Origin of the sequence: Mesorhizobium sp. M0910, from assembly GCF_040319465.1 — a bacterium.
Classification (GTDB): domain Bacteria; phylum Pseudomonadota; class Alphaproteobacteria; order Rhizobiales; family Rhizobiaceae; genus Mesorhizobium.
The window spans coordinates 80,508-97,958 of the sequence record NZ_JAMYNZ010000014.1; the positions used below are offsets into that span (position 1 = coordinate 80,508).

19 protein-coding genes are annotated in these 17,451 nt (G+C 64.1%); 9 read left to right on the forward strand and 10 right to left on the reverse strand.

Annotated features, from left to right (window positions below):
* Positions 1–38: 38 nt before the first annotated feature.
* From NKH78_RS27505 to NKH78_RS27520, 4 genes are all read right to left on the reverse strand, one after another.
* Positions 39–1,133, reverse strand: coding sequence for a tetratricopeptide repeat protein (locus tag NKH78_RS27505; protein ID WP_352740063.1), 1,095 nt, complete (start codon positions 1,131–1,133; stop codon positions 39–41).
* On the reverse strand, positions 1,130–2,044 hold the full coding sequence (ku, locus tag NKH78_RS27510; protein WP_352644978.1) for a non-homologous end joining protein Ku: 915 nt from the start codon (positions 2,042–2,044) through the stop codon (positions 1,130–1,132). Before ku ends, NKH78_RS27505 begins: the two co-directional genes overlap by 4 nt.
* Positions 2,045–2,275: 231 nt before the next feature.
* Positions 2,276–4,774, reverse strand: coding sequence for a DNA ligase D (gene ligD / locus NKH78_RS27515; protein WP_352740061.1), 2,499 nt, complete (start codon positions 4,772–4,774; stop codon positions 2,276–2,278).
* A gap of 87 nt (positions 4,775–4,861) precedes the next feature.
* Positions 4,862–5,086, reverse strand: a complete 225-nt coding sequence (locus NKH78_RS27520; RefSeq protein WP_023675682.1) for a hypothetical protein — start codon at positions 5,084–5,086, stop codon at positions 4,862–4,864.
* 183 nt (positions 5,087–5,269) lie between these two features.
* Between NKH78_RS27520 and NKH78_RS27525 the strand changes: the two genes are divergently transcribed.
* From NKH78_RS27525 to NKH78_RS27545, 5 genes are all read left to right on the forward strand, one after another.
* On the forward strand, positions 5,270–6,277 hold the full coding sequence (locus NKH78_RS27525) for an aldo/keto reductase (RefSeq protein ID WP_352740059.1): 1,008 nt from the start codon (positions 5,270–5,272) through the stop codon (positions 6,275–6,277).
* Between the two features lie 229 nt (positions 6,278–6,506).
* The gene (locus tag NKH78_RS27530) at positions 6,507–7,457 is read left to right on the forward strand and encodes a substrate-binding domain-containing protein (RefSeq protein ID WP_352507835.1); all 951 of its coding nucleotides are present in this window, start codon (positions 6,507–6,509) and stop codon (positions 7,455–7,457) included.
* A gap of 238 nt (positions 7,458–7,695) precedes the next feature.
* A complete protein-coding gene (locus NKH78_RS27535) occupies positions 7,696–9,261 on the forward strand; it encodes a sugar ABC transporter ATP-binding protein (RefSeq protein ID WP_352507795.1) in 1,566 nt (521 codons plus the stop codon).
* Positions 9,258–10,274, forward strand: coding sequence for an ABC transporter permease (locus NKH78_RS27540; RefSeq protein WP_352507796.1), 1,017 nt, complete (start codon positions 9,258–9,260; stop codon positions 10,272–10,274). Before NKH78_RS27535 ends, NKH78_RS27540 begins: the two co-directional genes overlap by 4 nt.
* Positions 10,275–10,320: 46 nt before the next feature.
* Positions 10,321–10,818, forward strand: a complete 498-nt coding sequence (locus NKH78_RS27545) for a GNAT family N-acetyltransferase (protein ID WP_352507797.1) — start codon at positions 10,321–10,323, stop codon at positions 10,816–10,818.
* A gap of 187 nt (positions 10,819–11,005) precedes the next feature.
* Here NKH78_RS27545 and NKH78_RS32720 read toward each other — a convergent pair whose 3' ends face one another.
* The 4 genes from NKH78_RS32720 to NKH78_RS27565 all read right to left on the reverse strand — a co-directional run bounded on the left by NKH78_RS32720 (position 11,006) and on the right by NKH78_RS27565 (position 13,967).
* A complete protein-coding gene (locus NKH78_RS32720; RefSeq protein WP_502896260.1) occupies positions 11,006–11,650 on the reverse strand; it encodes a DUF982 domain-containing protein in 645 nt (214 codons plus the stop codon).
* Positions 11,647–11,862 carry a hypothetical protein gene (locus tag NKH78_RS27555; RefSeq protein WP_254819654.1) on the reverse strand — a complete coding sequence of 72 codons (216 nt, stop codon included), beginning with the start codon at positions 11,860–11,862 and terminating at the stop codon, positions 11,647–11,649. The genes NKH78_RS32720 and NKH78_RS27555 overlap by 4 nt, the downstream gene beginning before the upstream one ends.
* A 103-nt stretch (positions 11,863–11,965) precedes the next feature.
* A complete protein-coding gene (gene groL / locus NKH78_RS27560; RefSeq protein WP_352507798.1) occupies positions 11,966–13,597 on the reverse strand; it encodes a chaperonin GroEL in 1,632 nt (543 codons plus the stop codon).
* Positions 13,598–13,652: 55 nt separating this feature from the next.
* Positions 13,653–13,967, reverse strand: a complete 315-nt coding sequence (locus tag NKH78_RS27565) for a co-chaperone GroES (RefSeq protein ID WP_352884812.1) — start codon at positions 13,965–13,967, stop codon at positions 13,653–13,655.
* Positions 13,968–14,331: 364 nt separating this feature from the next.
* Here NKH78_RS27565 and NKH78_RS27570 point away from each other — a divergent pair, with 364 nt between their 5' ends.
* Positions 14,332–14,601 carry an usg protein gene (locus NKH78_RS27570; protein WP_023718102.1) on the forward strand — a complete coding sequence of 90 codons (270 nt, stop codon included), beginning with the start codon at positions 14,332–14,334 and terminating at the stop codon, positions 14,599–14,601.
* Positions 14,602–14,710: 109 nt separating this feature from the next.
* On the opposite strand, the gene NKH78_RS27575 is transcribed toward NKH78_RS27570, so the two are convergent.
* Together NKH78_RS27575 and NKH78_RS27580 are read right to left on the reverse strand one after the other, a co-directional pair.
* Positions 14,711–14,974, reverse strand: a complete 264-nt coding sequence (locus NKH78_RS27575; protein ID WP_254819658.1) for a DUF982 domain-containing protein — start codon at positions 14,972–14,974, stop codon at positions 14,711–14,713.
* A gap of 136 nt (positions 14,975–15,110) precedes the next feature.
* Positions 15,111–15,323: a hypothetical protein gene (locus NKH78_RS27580; protein WP_352475551.1), complete on the reverse strand. Its 213-nt coding sequence runs from the start codon at positions 15,321–15,323 to the stop codon at positions 15,111–15,113.
* Positions 15,324–15,662: 339 nt separating this feature from the next.
* Here NKH78_RS27580 and NKH78_RS27585 point away from each other — a divergent pair, with 339 nt between their 5' ends.
* The 3 genes from NKH78_RS27585 (at position 15,663) to NKH78_RS27595 (ending at position 17,435) form a co-directional block, all read left to right on the forward strand.
* Positions 15,663–16,139, forward strand: coding sequence for an Hsp20 family protein (locus NKH78_RS27585; protein ID WP_254819660.1), 477 nt, complete (start codon positions 15,663–15,665; stop codon positions 16,137–16,139).
* Between the two features lie 29 nt (positions 16,140–16,168).
* The gene (locus tag NKH78_RS27590) at positions 16,169–16,690 is read left to right on the forward strand and encodes an Hsp20/alpha crystallin family protein (RefSeq protein WP_352705277.1); all 522 of its coding nucleotides are present in this window, start codon (positions 16,169–16,171) and stop codon (positions 16,688–16,690) included.
* Between the two features lie 67 nt (positions 16,691–16,757).
* A complete protein-coding gene (locus NKH78_RS27595; RefSeq protein ID WP_352507800.1) occupies positions 16,758–17,435 on the forward strand; it encodes a hypothetical protein in 678 nt (225 codons plus the stop codon).
* Positions 17,436–17,451: the final 16 nt, after the last annotated feature.

Here is a 17,451-nt window from a genome sequence, read left to right on the forward strand (position 1 = left end):
GACAGAGGGGGGCGTTCAAGCGCAGGCATTGGATTACCTCACCCCGCCGACAGCCGCGCCAGCTGCAAATCCACGAACTGTATCCCCTTGGCCGCCATACGCGCCCATTCGGAATTGGCGTCGAGTTCGAGGTAGCGCACCCAGCGACGCCGCGCCTCGGCGAAATTGCCGGCATCGAACTCCAGCCTCGCAAGGTTGAACACCGCGTCGGCATAATTGGGATCGAGTGCGATCGCCTTCAGCAAATGGCGGCGCGCCGAGGCTACCCGCCCCTCTTCGCTCATCAGCCCGGCAAGATTGAACCAGGCTTCTACGAAGCCGGGGTCGCACTTGATGGCGCGGGCATAGTCGTGCGCCGCCTCGGCCGCGTGGCCGGCCGCGCGCAGGCAGTTGGCGCGGTTGAAGGCGGCGATGGCATCGCTCGGGTCGATGGCCAGGCAGCGCTGGTAGAGTGCCGCCGCCTGCTCGTGGTCTTCAGCCTCTTCCGCCGCCTCGGCATCGGCGAACAGCTCTTCCAGCGTGTCGTCATCCCGCGTTCCCAGATCGAACAGCAGCTGGCCGTCGAGTTCGCTCTGGCCTCCCTCGAGATAGATCGCGTCGGCCCTCCCATGCTGCGAGCCGACGGCGAGCGACTTGGCGGTGAGCGAGGCGACCGGGCCCGAGCGATGCACAGAGCGCGCGATCGCCCCCCACGAGGCGCCGCCGGCAACCAGCCCGGCATATTTGCGGGCGAGGATCAGGTCGCGAAAGGAATACGGTTCGCAATCATGCTCGAAGGCATCGAACAGCGACAAAAGGTCGAGATCCGCGCCGGTCAGCCGCGACTGGTCGATCAGCGACTGCCGCGACAGCGCCGAAGCCTCCGGCGCTTTCATCAGCCCGAGCAGGCGCAGGAAGCCGTTCTCGCTGACCAGCTTGCGCCCGGCCGCGCGCTCGGTGACGACGCGGCGTTCAATCTCGGTATCGCCGGCCCTGGCGAGCAACATGCGGCCCAACACGACATGTGTGGTGCGCCGAGTGACGCCGCGCCGCAACTGGCCGTGCCGACGCTCGACCTCGCGCGCCGCCAGCCTGAGCGGGAAGGCCGCCAGCGCACCGACGATGCCGAAGACCGTGCCGGCGAGAGCCGTCACGCCTTGCTCTTGCCGACGGCTTTGAGAAGGTTCGCCTTGAGCGGGTTATCCTTGGCCGCGGCGGCGCCGGCCTTGGCGGATTTCGCCGCGGGCTTGGCCGTTTCATCGGCCTTGCTCTTGGACTTGGCCGGCGGCTTGGCCGATTGCGACAGGCTCGCCTTCAGCGCATCCATGAGGTTGATGACATTGCCGCGCTCAGGCGCCGCCGCGATGATAGGCTTGTGGCCCTTGAGCTTCTCGCGGATCATTGCCATCAGCGCGATCTCGTAGCGGTCCTCGTAATTCTTTGGATCGAAGGCGGTTTCCTTCTGCTTGATCAGCGCTTCGGCCAATTGCAGCATTTCGGGATCGGGGTTTCCGGCCGGGATATTGCCGAAATATTCAGCCGTGCCACGCACTTCGTTCGGATTCCTCAAGGTGCAGACGAACATGCCGTTCTCGCGCGCGCCGATCGTCACGACGCGCTCGCGGCTGGACAGCACAAGGCGGGCGATCGCCAGCTTGCCCGATTTGCGCATCGCTTCGCGCAACACGGCAAAGGTCTCCTCGGCCATTGCGCCATCCGGCGCCAGGTAATAGGGCGCGTCCTGATAGATGACGTCGACCGAATGCTCGTCGACAAAAGCCTCGATGTTCATCGTATGGTTGGATTCGATGCGCACCGCATCGAGATCGGAGTCCTCGATGATGATGTACTGCTTGTCCTCGTATTCGTAGCCCTTGACCAGGTCCGAACGCTCGACCAGCCCGAGCTCGGGGTCGACCGGCTTCATGTTGATGCGGTTGTGCGTCTTCTTGTGCAGCTGGTTGAAGCTGATGCGTTCGCTGGCGCTCGTCGCCGGATAGAGCCGGACCGGACAGCTGACCAGACTGAGCTTGAGGTAACCTTTCCAACTTGCCCTGGGCGCCATGAAATAACTCCTACGCGGCCTTGTGCTGTCGAACAGTTCGCAGCGTTCATTCGTCCGGAGGACGAACGGGACTGCCGAAATCCTACATTGCCCTTACAATACCGGGCCCTTACAATACCGGCAAATCCCTAGCGAAATCTTCCTCCGCTGAGAGCCGCCTGCACGCAAGAGGTCCATGGCGAAGAATAATTCAAATTTTCCGGAGCGTCGATGGAGTCTGGGCCCGCAGAACTACCTCGCGGTGGCTATCAACGGCAAATCCCGGGCGAAATCTTCCATGTCGGCCCAGGGATCGCCTGACGTCGCCAGCAGGCCAGGCAGCGACGAATAATTCAGATCCTGCGGAGCGTCGATGGATTCCAGATCGCTCCAGCTCACCGGCGTCGAGGCCGGCAAATTGGTGCGGGCGCGCAGCGAATAGGGAGCCGCAGAAGTGTGGCCGCGCGCATTGCGGTGATAATCGATGAAGATGCGCCGCTTGCGGTTATCCTTGCCCATGGTGGTGGTGAAAGTGTCGGGCGCGGTGGCGGCAAGATGCGTCGAGATGGCGCTGGTCGCCTGGTGCAATTTCTTCCAGTTCTGCTTTTGCGTCACCGGCACTGATATGTGGATGCCGTGGCCGCCGGACGTCTTGGCGAACGGCACCAGCCCTAGCGCTTCCAGCTCGCCCTTAATGTGCACCGCCGCCTCAACCACCTCGCGCCAGGCGATCCCCTCGCCCGGGTCGAGGTCGAAAACGATCAGGTCCGGCTTGTCGAGCCGCGTGCGATGGGTGCCCCAGGTGTGGAACTCGACGACACCGAACTGCGCCAGCGCCAGATAGCCCTTGGCGTCTTCCACCGAGAGATAGGATTTGGTCTCGCCCTCCGAATTGGTCGCTTCGAAAGTCGCCACAGAGGACGGCATGCCGGTGAAGGCGTGGCGCTGGAAGAAACAGTCCTGCGGCCTGCCGGTCGGGCAGCGCACCAGCGACACCGGCCGGCCGAGAATGTGCGGCAGCATGAAATCGCCGACCAGCGCGTAATAGACGGCAATGTCGAGCTTGGTCGGGCCGGTCTTGCCGAACAGCCGCCGCGTCGGGTTGGTCACCCAGATTGTGGCGAGGTCGGCCTCGGCGATCAGCCGCTTGCGCTTGGCCGAAACCGGCGTCGACAGGCCGACGTCGCGCAGGCCGCGGAACACGGCATGGCGCAGCGCATTGTCGGTGGTCCGATTGGCGTAGTGGATGTGCGCCGAAAGCAGCGGCCGCACCCACTTCATCTCGCGCATGATTTCGCGGGGAACCCCTTCGGGCGCGGACGCACCCGCCCTTAGCGGCTCCAGCCTGGCCAGCAATTCGCCGGCGGTCCCCGCATCGAAGCCGGTGCCGACCTTGCCGCGATAGTGCAGCTCGCCGTCTTCGAATTCGCCGAGGCCAAGTGCAGCCAACCCCTCTGCCGCATCGGAGACTGTGTAGCCGGCGATGACGAAGTCGCCGGTCTGAAGCGCCTTGGTCTTGGTCCAGGTCTTGGTACGGCCGCTCTGGTAGATTGCCGTGGCGCGCTTGGAGACGACACCCTCGAGCCCCATCTCGGATGCCTGGTCATAAAGTGCTTGGCCGTCTCCTTCGACATGATCGCTGAGCTGGATGGCCGAATTGGCGCCGAGACCGGACAGCAATTGCGAAAGCAGCGCCTTGCGCCGGCGGAGCGGCGCTTGTCTCAGGTCCCAGCCGTCGAGATACAGAAGATCGAAGGCGTAGAAGTGGAGCTTGTTGCCGGCGCCTTCGGCCAGCGCGTCTTGCAAAAGGGCAAAGCGGCTGATGCCCTTGGCGTCGAGCGCGACGACCTCGCCGTCGATGATCGCCTCGCGGCACGGCAGCCTGGCGAAGGCAAGCGGCAGGTCGCCATAACGCTTCGTCCAGTCGAGGCCGGCGCGGGTGATCAGCCTGACTGCGCCGTTAGCGAGATGCGCCATGGTGCGGTAGCCATCGAATTTGATCTCGTGCAGCCAGACTTCGCCCGTTCGGGCCGCTGGGTCATCGCCGCCCGGCGGCTTCGGAACCTGCGTAGTCAGCTGCGGCTCGATCCGGGAAGGCGGCGGCGCCTTGACGGCGCCCGGCAAAGCACCTGGCTTCAGCACCACCGGCCTGGCAGGCTTGGCGGCCGGCTTCGGCGTTGCCACCAGTTCCTCGATGCGGCGTCCGGATTTGACGCTTTCCGGCCGGGCTTCCAGTATGTCGAGCTTGGCGTCGGCGGCCAGATCACGCTCCTTGAACAGCAGCCAGTTCTTCTTGCCCTCATCCTCGCCGGGCTTCGGTTTCAGTCGCGTCAGCATCCAGCCGCCATTCAGCTTTTCGCCGGCGAGGCGGAACTTGAAGGAACCGGTGCGCAGGCTCTTCTCGACATCGTCCATCGGCGCCCAGATGCCGGTGTCCCAGACGATCATCGGCCCGCCGCCATATTCGCCTTCGGGAATGACACCTTCGAAGTCGATATATTCGAGCGGATGGTCCTCGGTCTCGACCGCCAGCCTTTTATCGGCCGGATTGAGCGACGGGCCGCGCGGCACCGCCCAGCTCTTCAGCACGTCGCCGACCTGCAGGCGCAGATCGTAGTGATCGGCGGTGGCGTGATGCTTGTGAACGACGAAACGATTGCCCTCATCGGCAACCAGACCGCCGGCTGGTTCCGGCGTCCTCGTGAACTCGCGCTTGGCGCGATAGGCCTTGAGCTTTGGCGGGGCGGTCACGGCCACATGCTCTTGCGCAAAAACAACGGCTTGATGCGCATGTCTTGAATCATTTTGTCAGCATCGGGCAGGTCGGCGTCACGCCGCTCAATCGTCGGTGGCCGGCGTCAATTCGAGCTCGGCCGGCGACAGGCCCTGCTGCAGCTGGCTGAGCCGGAATTCGTCGACCCAATAGGCCTCGCCGTCGACCAGCACGCGCGCGCTGTAGCTGCCGGCCGAAAAACGCTGCGCGGTGATGTACACCTTGTGGCGGTCGAGCGCGTTCCGCACCGCGGCGCGCTTGGATTTCTGACTGGCGACGGAACTGGCCATGCTGGTTACTCACGCACAAGCCGCAAGGCGGCGTGCCTTAAGGATGGCCGAGAGCGTGTCGGCTGTCAATTTGGCGGTCGCTGCGAGCCGCGCGCGGTAGCGCCTCCCGCTCTGTGGAAACCGAGCCGGTGCGCTATATTGCCCTGGCGGCTTGGAACGCGATGCTGATCCGGAGAGCTTCACATGACATTGACGATGCGCAAACTCGGCAGCCAGGGGCTGCAAGTCTCGGCAATCGGTCTCGGCTGCATGGGCATGAGCCAGTCCTATGGCCCGGCCGACGAGGCGGAATCGACCGCCACGCTGCACCGCGCCATCGAACTCGGCTGCACCTTCCTCGACACCGCGGAAGTGTACGGGCCGTTCACCAACGAGGAACTGCTCGGCCGCGCGCTGAAGGGCCGGCGCGACGAGGTGACGATCGCGACGAAATTCGGCTTCCGCATTGAAAACGGCAAGCAAGTCGGCACCGAACGCGACAGCCGGCCCGAACATATCCGCGAGGCTTTGGAAGGTTCGCTGAGGAGGCTCGCCACCGACCAGGTCGACCTCCTCTATCAGCACCGCGTCGATCCGGCGGTGCCGCTCGAGGATGTGGCGGGTGCTGTCGGCGAGCTGATCGCTCAGGGCAAGGTTCGCTTCTTCGGCCTGTCGGAAGCCGGTGCCGCCAACATCCGCCGGGCGCATGCCGTTCATCCGGTGTCGGCAGTGCAGAGCGAATACTCGCTATGGGAGCGCAATCTGGAACCGGAAATCATTCCGCTGCTGAAGGAGCTCGGCATCGGCCTGGTGCCGTTCTCGCCGCTCGGCCGCGGCTTTCTCACCGGCGACGTCAGGCGCGCCGAAGACTATCCAGAGGGCGATTACCGGCGCGGCGACCCGCGCTACCAGGGCGCCAACTATGACGCCAACATGCAGGCGGCAGCCACGGTACTCGACATCGCCGCGGCCAAGCGCGTCAAGCCAGGCCAGATTGCTCTGGCCTGGCTGCTCCACAAGGGGAGCGGCTTCGGCATCGACATCGTGCCGATCCCCGGCACCAAGCGCCGAAAGTACCTCGAGGAGAACGTCGCCGCGGCTTCGATCAAGCTCGACACAGCCGAGATGCAGGTGCTCGACGACGCATTGGCGCCGGGCAAGGTCGCCGGTCCGCGCTACGGCGAGCGCACCATGGTGATGATCGATCGGTAGGTCTTGCCTTCTCCCGTTCTTGCGCAAAGCTCCGGCCTTGGTTAGCATCCTTGGGCAGGCACCGAGCGGAGGAGAACGTCGCGGTGGACCGGCTGGAGCGCCGTTGCGTCCCTTCAAACACGAGTTGGGCGCTCGAAGGACACTCCATTTTTGAATCGACGCAAGGAACCTTCCGGAAAACCCATTCCGGTTCCGGGGTCGTGCGCTCATCTGGGAGGAGACTAAATTGATCAACAGACGTGAATTCCTGCTGTCGACCGCGGCGATGGGCGCCCTGGCGGTGGCCGCTCCGCAACTGGCTTTTGCCCAGGACAAGCTGACCATCCTCGGCTCGGTGCCGAGCCTCGGCTTTCCGTTCTTCGTGCACATGCTGAACCAGATCAAGGCGGAAGCCCAGGCGCAGGGCGTCAACCTGATCGAGAGCGACGGCCAGAACTCGGCGCCCAAGCAGACCGCCGACATCGAGGCGGCACTCGTGCAGAAGGTCAACGCCATCGTCATCTCGCCGCTCGACGTCAACGCGCTGGCCCCAGCCATCGAAGAAGCGGTCAAGGCCGGCGTTCCCGTCGTCACCATCGACCGCCGCGTCGACGGCGTCGAGGGCATCCTCGCCCATGTCGGCGCCGACAATGTCAAAGGCGGCGAGGCCGAAGCGCAGGCCATGGTGGCGGCGTTCCCGAACGGCGCCAAGATCTTCCATCTGCAGGGCCAGCCCGGTGCCGGCCCGGCGATCGACCGCAACAAGGGTGTGCACAATGTCCTCGATCCGATGAAGGACAAGTACCAGATCATCTTCGAGCAGACCGCCAACTTCGCCCGCGCCGAGGCGCTGTCCGTCACCGAGGCCGGCCTTGCGGCCAACGGCAAGCCCGACGCGATCATCTGCGCCAATGACGACATGGCGCTTGGCGCGGTTGAAGCCTGCGCGGCGCGCAACTTCACCGACGTCAAGATCTACGGCTTCGACGCGCTTCCCGAAGCGCTGGTCGCCGTGCGCGACGGCAAGCTGGCCGGAACGGTCGAGCAATTCCCCGGCGAACAATCGCGCACTGCGGTGCAGATCGCGGTCGCCTACGCCAGGGACAAGACCGAGCCGAAGGAAAAGCTGGTGCTTTTGACGCCGATCGTCATCGGCAAGGACAATCTCGACAAGGCGGAGAGGCTGGGCGAGACGAAGTAAGCGCCGAGGGCGCACAGCGCCAAAAGCAGCGTTCTGTCGCGCCCCCTCTGCCCTGCCGGGCATCTCCCGCTCAAGGGGGGAGATTGGCAGTTTCAACGCGTCGCCTTCTCTTCAACGCCGGAGTAGCGAAAGCCTGGGTGACATCCGATCTCCCCCCTGGAGGGGGAGATGTCCGGCACGACAGAGAGGGGCGCTGTCCCGTGGCCTTTCGGGTGGACCACAATTCAAGGAGCATCCTTTGCCAGTCGAAGCCATTGCGCCATCGCCCGCCCTGCTCGCCGTCGAGGGCGTGACCAAGCGCTTTGCCGGCGTCACCGCGCTGAACGACGTTTCGCTTGAAGTCCGCCCCGGCGAGATCCTCGGCCTGCTCGGCGAGAACGGAGCGGGCAAATCGACGCTGCTCAAGATCCTGTCCGGCGTGATGCCGCCGTCCAGCGGCCGCATCGTCTTCGACGGTGTCGAATTCAGCCCGCACAATCCGCAGGATGCCAAGCGCCACGGCATCGTAACAATCTACCAGGAGCTGAGCCTGATCCCGACGCTGACCGTGGCGGAGAATATCTTCATCGGCCGCGCGCCGCTCGGCCGGTTCGGGCTGGTCAGTTGGCGGCGAATGGAGGAAGATTCCCGCACGATCATCGCTCGCGTCGGGCTCAATCTCGACCCGGCGACGCCGGTTTCCGCACTGTCGGTGGCCGAGCAGCAGCTGGTCGAGATCGCCCGCGCGCTATCGCTGAAGAGCCGCTTGATCATCATGGACGAGCCGACCTCGGCGCTGACCGAGACCGAAGTGCACAGGCTGATGTCGATCATGGACCGGCTGCGCAAGGATGGCGTCGCCATCATGTTCGTCACCCACCGGCTGGAGGAGGCATCGGCGATCTGCGACCGTATGACCGTGCTGCGCGACGGCAGGCTGGCCGGCCATCTCGACCGCGAAGGCGGGCCGATCAGGCTGCCGAAGATCATCGAGAAGATGGTCGGCCGTGCCGCTTCCGAGCTCTATGCCAGGCCGACGCAGCGCGATGTCGCCGGCGACGTCCGGCTCTCTGTGCGCGGCCTGCGCACGGTGCGCGATCCGCAGGCGCCGCACGCCATCGTACTCGAAGGCGTCGATCTCGACCTCAAGGCGGGCGAAATCCTCGGCGTCGCCGGGCTCGTCGGTTCCGGCCGCACCGAGCTCGCCCGCGCCATCTTCGGTGCCGACCGCATTGCCGCCGGCACCATCATGCTCGACGGCAAGCCGATCGCGCCGGCATCACCCGCCGACGCCATCGAGCTCGGCATCGGCCTGGTGCCGGAGGACCGCAAGCACCAGGCAATCTTCGCAGCACTCGCCATCCTCACCAATTTCTCGATCGCCGCGCTCGACCGCTACTCCAGTGTCGGTTTCATGGCCGAGCGGCGCGAACGCGAGGCGCTGGCGAACTACAGGAAGATGCTGTCGATCCGCATGGCTTCGCCCGAGCAGGCGATCGAGGGCCTGTCCGGCGGTAACCAGCAGAAGGTGATCCTTGCCCGCTGGCTGGCGCGCGATCCCAAGGTGCTGATCGTCGATGAACCGACGCGCGGCGTCGATGTCGGCGCCAAGGCGGAAGTGCACCAGATCCTGGTGGAACTCGCCGCGCGCGGCATCGCCATCATGATGATCTCTTCGGAGCTGCCCGAGGTGCTTGCAGTGTCGGACAGGATCGTCACCATGCGGCGCGGGCGCATTACCGGCGAGATGCCCGGCGTCGAGGCGACCGAGGAGAAACTGATGGAACTGATGGCGCTCGACCAGAAGCAGGAAGCAACGCAATGACCAGTACGACCGAACGGAGCCAGCGCGGTGGCGTCAATATTGCGCGCCTGCTGATGAGCTTCGGCCCGCTGATGTTCCTGGCGTTGCTGATCGTCGTCTTCACTGTGCTGAAGCCGAGCTTCATCGACCCGATCAACCTGTTCAACATCATGCGCCAGATCTCGATCACCGGCCTGATCGCGCTCGGCATGACCTTCGTCATCCTCACCGCCGGCATCGACCTGTCGGTCGGCTCGCTGCTCGCCTTCTGCGGCATGGTCGCGGCGGTGGTGGCCAAAGGCGGCACCGCCAACACGCTGTCGCTGTCGACAACGGGCACGCAGGGCTATGGCTGGTTCGCCGCCCTTCTCGCCGCCGTCGTCGTCGGCGCCGTGGCCGGCGGCGTCCAGGGCTTTGCCATCACCAGGCTGAAAGTGCCGCCCTTCGTCGTCACGCTCGGCGGCCTAACCGTGTTTCGCGGCCTGACCTTGACCATCTCCAATGGTGGCCCGATCTCCGGCTTCGACGCCTCGATGCGCTGGTTCGGTACCGGCCTGATCGGCCCGGTACCGGTGCCGGCGATCATCTTCGCGATTGCCGCCATCCTTTGCCACATCGTGCTGCGCTACACGCGCTACGGCCGCGCGGTCTACGCAGTCGGCGGCAATGCCGAGGCCGCGCGCCTCTCCGGCCTGCGCGTCGACCGCATCCTGATCTCGGTCTACATCATCGTCGGCTTCTTCGCCGGCCTTGCCGCCTTCGTTTTGTCGGCGCGGCTCAACTCCTCCGAAGCCGTCGCCGGCATCGGCTACGAGCTGACGGTGATCTCGGCGGTCGTTATCGGCGGCACCTCGCTGTTCGGCGGCATCGGCAGCGTCGGCGGCACGGTGGTCGGTGCAGGACTGATCGGCGTCTTGCAGAATGGGCTGCAGTTCAACAACGTCTCGTCCTACACGCAAAGCATCGTCATCGGCCTGATCCTCATCCTCGCCGTGGCCTTCGACCGCTGGCTGAAATCGCGGGTAATGCGGTGATGGCCGAGCGAACGCTGCGGTGCCATAAACTGCACGGCAGGTGGCGATGCCTCAAATAAGAACCATGACCGAACAGGATGTTCCGGCGGTGTCGCGGCTGCTTGGAGGGTCCTGGCGACAGACCTATTCGCCGATCCTGGGTGCCGCGACCACGGCACGGCTGTCGGATGAGAGGCACGCGCCGGAGCGGCTGGCGTCCGAGCTCGGGGACGACAACAAGATGTCCTTCGTCGCCGAGCGGGCTGACAGCTCGCTCGCCGGTTATGCGATGGCAGCGATGGACGACAAGGGCGAGGTCATGCTCGAGCGGCTCCATATAGACAAAAGCGAGTACGGCACCGGCCTTGCCGCCGACCTGCTGCATGCCGTTCTTGCCGCGCATGCGGGTATTCCCAGCATCGCCCTGGAAGTGATCGAGGGCAACGACCGCGCAATCGCCTTCTATCGCAAGCACGGCTTCGAGGTCGTCGAGCGCCGGCCGGCTGCACACGGCGTGGGCGGCCACGCCTCGCTGATCATGCGCCGGCTGCTGCCGATGGCTTAGCAAGCGAAAGCGGCTGAGCGCGTAATCTCCCCCCTTGAGGGGGAGATGTCCGACAGGACAGAGGGGGGCGCCGCGCGTGAGGCGCCAACTTTCTCTTTCGTCCAATATGGCGTCGCGCCAGGACGTACCGACCCCCTCTGTCGCCTTCGGCGACATCTCCCCCTCAAGGAGGGAGATTGGCACTCGCTCAGGCCGGGGCGTTGACGCGCTGTGGGCGCGTTGCCCAGTCGGCAACGGTCGCGCCAGCAACGCTCTCGCCGGCAACCATCCCGTTCGTCTGCGGCGCAAGCAGGTCGTTGCGGCGGGCGAAGGCAACGAAGGTGGCGCGCGCCGTTTCGGCGTCGATCTCTCCTTCCAGTGCTGCACGGCACGCTTTTGCGGCGATGTCATGCGCGGCCGTCCGGCTCGTTGCCGGCCATTCAGCCAAAAGTGCATAGGCCTCAGCCGCGCTTTCTATCTTCGTCGGTGTACCGAGGCCGGTGAGGATATTAACCGGCTTGTCGAACGAAGCACGATCCATGACACTCTCCTTTCCTGGCTCAATCGGCTCCTTTCGGAACTCCACCGCGCGGGCGCTTCGATCCTCGAGGGCCGCCTGCAGAACGATGCCACCGATCTGCGAGTTGGACGCAATCGGGGGCATGCCCGGCCGCGGCAGCAGCCGATGCACCTTGACCAGCGCTTCGAGCCAGGCCGCCACGCCCAGCGGCGGATGTTCGCGCCCGTAGAGCCACGCCTTTGCCTTGGCGAGCGGGTATCCCGCCTCTTCGGCGAAATCGTTTTCCGACCACCGCAGCAGGCGCAGGCATTCGCGCATCCGCGCCGCGATCATTTGCGCTCCTCCGTGCCGGCCCCCACGCGTTGAGCCGATAGAAACATCAGCGTGTAGGCCGCCTTGCGGCGGTCCCAGCCGGCCGACTCGGCCATATCCAGCAAGCCGTCGACCAAAGGCGCCAGCGCCGCCCTGCAGTCGGCTTCATAGTTGAAATCGTTTTTCGGGCGGGTCGGCGCCGCGATCTTTCCAAAACTGTCCATCATATCCATGGCAACACCTGCTCAGCATTAGTCCCGGACCGGCAAGACCGTGCCCGCTTTTGGCGGACACGGTCCATCTGCCGTTTCGAAGTCGCGCTTTGGAAGCCTGGCTTTAGAAGTCCATGCCGCCACCGCCGGGCATTGCCGGCGCGCCAGCTTCCTTCTTCGGCTTCTCGGCCACCATCGCCTCGGTCGTCACCAGCAGGCCGGCGACGGAAGCGGCATCCTGCAGAGCGGTGCGCACCACCTTGGCCGGATCGATGACGCCCTGGCCGAAGAGATCGCCATAGTCGCCGGTCTGCGCGTTCCAGCCGAACGAGAACTCCTGCTTTTCGCGCAGCTTGCCGACGATAATCGAGCCTTCGGCGCCGGCATTTTCGGCAATCTGGCGCACCGGAGCCTCGATCGCGCGCCGCACGATTTCGACACCGGTCTTCTGGTCGGGATTGTCGACCTGAATATTGTCGAGCGCCTTTGCCGCCCGCAGCAGCGCCACGCCACCGCCGGGCAGGATGCCCTCCTCGACCGCGGCACGGGTGGCATGCATGGCGTCGTCGACCCTATCCTTGCGCTCCTTGACCTCTATCTCGGTCGAGCCACCGACGCGGATGACGGCGACGCCACCGGCGAGCTTGGCCAGCCGCTCCTGCAGCTTCTCGCGATCATAGTCGGAGGTGGTCTCCTCGATCTGCGCCTTGATCTGGGAGACCCGGCCCTGGATTTCGCTCTTCGAGCCGGCACCGTCGACGATCGTGGTGTTTTCCTTCTCGACCACCACCTTCTTGGCGCGGCCGAGCATGTTGAGCGTGACGTTCTCGAGCTTGATGCCGAGATCCTCGCTGATTGCCGTGCCGCCGGTCAGGATGGCAATATCCTCCAGCATGGCCTTGCGGCGATCGCCGAAGCCCGGTGCCTTGACGGCCGCGACCTTCAGGCCGCCGCGCAGCTTGTTGACGACCAGCGTCGCCAGCGCCTCGCCCTCGACGTCCTCGGCGATGATCAGCAGCGGCTTGGACGACTGCACCACCGCCTCCAGCACCGGAAGCAGCGCCTGCAGGTTGGACAGCTTCTTCTCGTGGATCAGCACATAGGGCTCGTCGAGCTCGACGCGCATCTTGTCCTGATTGGTGATGAAATAGGGGCTGAGATAGCCGCGGTCGAACTGCATGCCTTCGACGACTTCGAGCTCCGTCTCGGCGGTCTTGGCTTCTTCGACGGTAATGACGCCCTCATTGCCGACCTTTTCCATCGCTTCGGCGAGGAAGCGGCCGATCTCGGCGTCGCCATTGGCCGAGATGGTGCCGACCTGGGCGATTTCGTCGTTCCTGGTCACCTTGCGGGCATTGGCCTTGAGTTCGGCGACGACGGCTTCGACCGCCTTGTCGATACCGCGCTTCAGGTCCATCGGGTTCATGCCGGCGGCAACCGCCTTAGCGCCTTCCTGGACGATCGACTGCGCCAGAACGGTCGCGGTCGTGGTGCCGTCGCCGGCGACGTCACTGGTCTTCGAAGCCACCTCGCGGACCATCTGTGCGCCCATGTTCTCGAACTTGTCCTCGAGCTCGATCTCCTTCGCCACGGTGACGCCGTCCTTGGTGATGCGCGGGGCGCCGAACGACTTGTCGAGGACGACGTTGCGGCCCTTGGGACCGAGCGTCACCCTCACCGCGTCGGCGAGGATGTTGACGCCGCGCAGCATCTTCTCGCGGGCTTCGGTATGAAATTTCACATCTTTGGCAGCCATTGGATCACTCCTTCGATAGGCAGCTTCGTTGACTGGAATGCTTGTTCAGGCCCACTCAGGCAGCCTTCTTCATCTCGCCGGCGCCCTCGATAACGCCCAGCACGTCGCTCTCTTTCATGATGAGCAGATCCTCGCCATTGAGCTTGATCTCGGTGCCGGACCATTTGCCGAACAGGATGCGGTCGCCGACCTTGACGTCGAGCGGCTGCAATTGGCCGCTGTCGTCGCGCGCGCCCGGACCGGCGGCAATGACCTCGCCCTCCTGCGGCTTCTCCTTGGCGGTGTCGGGGATGATGATGCCGCCGGCGGTCTTCTCGTCGATCTCGATACGGCGGACCAGGATACGGTCGTGCAATGGACGGAACGTCATGTCGTTCTCCTCTCGGGACAAACAGATTTTCGAAGATCCTCCTGACCGAACCGGCAATATCGGCCCGGCACGGGGTGCGCGACCCCTTCATCAGGCATCGCGCGCATACGAACTAGTCGCGCTTTTTTCTGCTTTCAAGAGGGTCACGCAAAAATTTTAGCACTCGACGCATGAGAGTGCCAATGCACTGTAATCGTTCGCACATTAGCCGCTCTCAGCTAAAGTGCGGCTCAAATTTTGGCGCGATATTTCAAAATGCCGCCGGTCCGGAGCCGCTCGTGGCGGCGGGAACCTATGTGGAAGGCGAGGCGTTTTGCAGACCGAGATTTCAACGGACCGAGATTTCAACGGAAAGGACGATCGCATGACCAGCAGGGACTTTCAGCTCCAGATGCAAGGGTTTGGTCTTACCACGGCGGAGATCCACTATCGCCTGCCCGATCATCGGAGCCTGCTGCAACTCTATATCTGGCAGGAATACGATATTGCCCCCGATTTCCCGACGCTGAAGCATTTCCTCGATTTCTGGGAGCGCGAAATCGAAGGCCCGCTGCATTCGGTGCGCGTCGCCCATCATCACCTGATCCAGCCCTCCGAATGGCGGGCCGTAAACGGCATTATCACCGTCCACTGAGGAGCAAGCCGATCTGCCGCTAGACAGCGGGCAAAGTCTCTCGCGGTGGGGGAAAGGCAGTTGCCTTTTCCCCAACTTGTTTTGGAGTTCAAATATCGGAGGGTCCGGGCTAGCCGGCGTGGTCGACAGGCTCGCAGGCGAGCAATCCGGCGTTGCGCGCCGCCCTGACGAAGGCCTTGCGCGCATCTCGCGCGGTGCGCCAGCCGTCGAGCGCGTCGCGGCAGGCCCGATAGGCGGCGCGCCAACTCCGGCCGCGGGCACGGTCCGGCCACTGCTGACGCATGCATTCGATGGCTTCCCAACTACTGGCGACCTTGCGCTCGCTGGATTGGAATTTCAACGTGATCGGCTCGGCGAAGCGGACGTCGTCCATCACTTCCTCCTTGTTTTCTGATCGTCTTCTTGTTTGAGCAAGCAACGTCATGCTGGCGGCACCGGCGACCAGCCGGCGCCGCTGAAGGACATGGTTCGTCCCTTTGCGCGGTTCAAGAGCATCGCGGCAACAGCGGTTATTCCTCCTCGTCCGGCCCTTGCAGCAGTTCGATCAGCGTCGCTACTCTTGCCGTCGGCAGCGGTCGGCCTTCGTTCACCAGCGCCTCGTCGGCGGCGATCCAGGCCAGGGCCTCACGCAATTCCTGGACCGTCCCGTCCGTCGCCGCAATGTCGGCGATAACGGCGTCGTCGACCGGGCCCAGCACGGAAATGATCTCGTCGCGTGTCATGGTCAGCTCCATCTGCGAGTGCCGGGAATGGGCCCGGCAACACAAGAATCTGGGTCTTGACCTGCGGCAGACAATAACCGGCCGGGGAACTCGGCGTTGGCGATTGAAGCCAAACAGGCAATCTCCTGCCGGACATCTCTCACAAGTAGATTGGCAGCCTCGCCGAACCGACCAAAAACCGGCCCGAAAACCGGCAACGCGAGAGCCATCGGGGTCTTGACTTGCGGCGGACAATAACCAAATCGATGGCACCGGTCGCCGAAATGGGGCCGGCGAAACCAGGGAGCGCCAGCTCTTTGGCGCTCCTCGTATCTATGTTGCTCGATGGAGGATGTAGCTATGAGAACCGCATTCGACTTTTCCCCGCTCTATCGGTCGAGCATCGGCTTCGACCGCGTCTTCAACCTGCTGGAAAATGCGCCGCAGGCTTTCGACGCCTGGCCGCCCTATGACATCGCGCGCAGCAGCGAGAACAACTACCGCGTCACTATCGCCGTCGCTGGCTTTTCCGAGGACGACCTCGAAATCATTCATGAACCCAACCTCCTGATTGTCTCCGGCCAGCATAAGGAGCCGGACAACGCGGAGTATCTGCATCATGGCCTCGCCACACGGCCCTTTACCCGCCGTTTCGAGCTTGCCGATCACGTCAAGGTCGCAGGCGCCTCGCTCGACAACGGCCTGCTCAGCATCGATCTGGTACGTGAGGTGCCCGAGGAGATGAAGCCTCGGCGCATCGCCATCGCGACCGATGTCGCCTCGCCGAAGACCGGGCCGAAGGCCGCGCAGGTCGAAGCAAACAAGCAGGCTGCCTGAACGAACCAGTCGAGAAAGGAGACTATGCAATGGCTATTCGTGATCTCATTCCCTGGGGCCGGGAGAATAATCAGGCCCCCAGCCTGTTCCGCAGCGGCGATCGCGATCCCTTCCTGACGCTGCATCGCGAAATGAACCGCCTGTTCGACGAGGCGTTCCGCGGCTTCGACACGAGGCTGCCGTCGCTCGGTGGCTTCTCCGCTGCCGGCGCCAGCTGGCCGAGCGTCGAAATCTCCGATAGCGAAAAGGAGATCCGCGTCACCGCCGAGATCCCCGGAATGGACGAGAAAGACGTCGAGCTGCTGCTCGATGACGGTGTGCTGACGCTGCGCGGCGAGAAGCGTGAAGAGACCGAGGACAAGGACAGGCAGTTCTCCGAACGCTTCTATGGCCGTTTCGAGCGGCGTATCCCGCTCGGCTACGAAGTCGACGAAGACAAGATCAACGCCGCGTTCCGGAACGGCGTGCTAAGCGTGACGCTGCCGAAGACGGAGCGCGCTCAGGCCAAGGCCAAGCGTATCGCCATCAACGGCGGCAACGGCAAGTCCTGATGGCTCGCAGCAGGACGACGCCCGCTTCTGCCCTGCCGGTTCCGGCGGGCAGAAGCGGGGAATGTCGATGACCCGTTCTCCCGACGCTCCGGTTCCGCCTGACCAGGCGCAGCAAGTCTTGCAGTGCCTGACGACCGAGCATTTCGTGCTGCAAAACGCTCGCGCCGCGACCATTCAGGAAGCGAACCAGCGAGCCAATCTGTTCCTGACGTCGGTCTCGAGCGCAACGATTGCCTTGTCCTTCGTCGCCCAGGTCACGGAGATGGGCAGGCCGTTCGTGTTGTTCAGCCTTATCTTGCTACCTTGCCTTTTCTTCATCGGCCTGGTCACCTTCGTGCGCGCTGTGCAGGTTGCCATCGAGGACATGGTGCATGCCCGCGGCATGGCCAGGATCCGCCACTATTTCGTCGAGCTGGCGCCGGTCCTGCAAAGATACCTTGTCAACTCCACGCATGACGACCTCTCGGCGGTGCTGGTCGACAAGGGCCTCCGCCCCTCGCCGCTGCAATATTTCATGACCACCGCTGGGATGGTGGGCACGATCAACGGCGCCATCGCCGGCGCCTTCACCGGCATCGTTGTTAAGTCCGCTTTCGGCGGAGGCATGTCGCCCGGCGTGATTTGCGGGCTGGCGGTCTTCGCGACATGCATTCTCGTCCTGCGGCGTTATCATAGTCGCGCCTGGGCCACGGCCGAAGAAAGCTTGCCAGCACGGTTCCCGGTCGACAATGACAGGAAAAGCTAGCGCCGACATATCCGGA

What these genes read in the sequence shown, in the direction of transcription:
- ku (WP_352644978.1), bottom strand. Translation starts at nt 2,044, where the DNA reads ATGGCGCCCAGGGCAAGTTGGAAAGGTTACCTCAAGCTCAGTCTGGTC.
- NKH78_RS27520 (WP_023675682.1), bottom strand. Translation starts at nt 5,086, where the DNA reads ATGGCCAGTTCCGTCGCCAGTCAGAAATCCAAGCGCGCCGCGGTGCGG.
- NKH78_RS27525 (WP_352740059.1), top strand. Translation starts at nt 5,270, where the DNA reads ATGACATTGACGATGCGCAAACTCGGCAGCCAGGGGCTGCAAGTCTCG.
- NKH78_RS27540 (WP_352507796.1), top strand. Translation starts at nt 9,258, where the DNA reads ATGACCAGTACGACCGAACGGAGCCAGCGCGGTGGCGTCAATATTGCG.
- NKH78_RS27545 (WP_352507797.1), top strand. Translation starts at nt 10,321, where the DNA reads ATGCCTCAAATAAGAACCATGACCGAACAGGATGTTCCGGCGGTGTCG.
- NKH78_RS32720 (WP_502896260.1), bottom strand. Translation starts at nt 11,650, where the DNA reads ATGATCGCGGCGCGGATGCGCGAATGCCTGCGCCTGCTGCGGTGGTCG.
- NKH78_RS27555 (WP_254819654.1), bottom strand. Translation starts at nt 11,862, where the DNA reads ATGGATATGATGGACAGTTTTGGAAAGATCGCGGCGCCGACCCGCCCG.
- groL (WP_352507798.1), bottom strand. Translation starts at nt 13,597, where the DNA reads ATGGCTGCCAAAGATGTGAAATTTCATACCGAAGCCCGCGAGAAGATG.
- NKH78_RS27565 (WP_352884812.1), bottom strand. Translation starts at nt 13,967, where the DNA reads ATGACGTTCCGTCCATTGCACGACCGTATCCTGGTCCGCCGTATCGAG.
- NKH78_RS27570 (WP_023718102.1), top strand. Translation starts at nt 14,332, where the DNA reads ATGACCAGCAGGGACTTTCAGCTCCAGATGCAAGGGTTTGGTCTTACC.
- NKH78_RS27575 (WP_254819658.1), bottom strand. Translation starts at nt 14,974, where the DNA reads ATGGACGACGTCCGCTTCGCCGAGCCGATCACGTTGAAATTCCAATCC.
- NKH78_RS27580 (WP_352475551.1), bottom strand. Translation starts at nt 15,323, where the DNA reads ATGACACGCGACGAGATCATTTCCGTGCTGGGCCCGGTCGACGACGCC.
- NKH78_RS27585 (WP_254819660.1), top strand. Translation starts at nt 15,663, where the DNA reads ATGAGAACCGCATTCGACTTTTCCCCGCTCTATCGGTCGAGCATCGGC.
- NKH78_RS27590 (WP_352705277.1), top strand. Translation starts at nt 16,169, where the DNA reads ATGGCTATTCGTGATCTCATTCCCTGGGGCCGGGAGAATAATCAGGCC.
- NKH78_RS27595 (WP_352507800.1), top strand. Translation starts at nt 16,758, where the DNA reads ATGACCCGTTCTCCCGACGCTCCGGTTCCGCCTGACCAGGCGCAGCAA.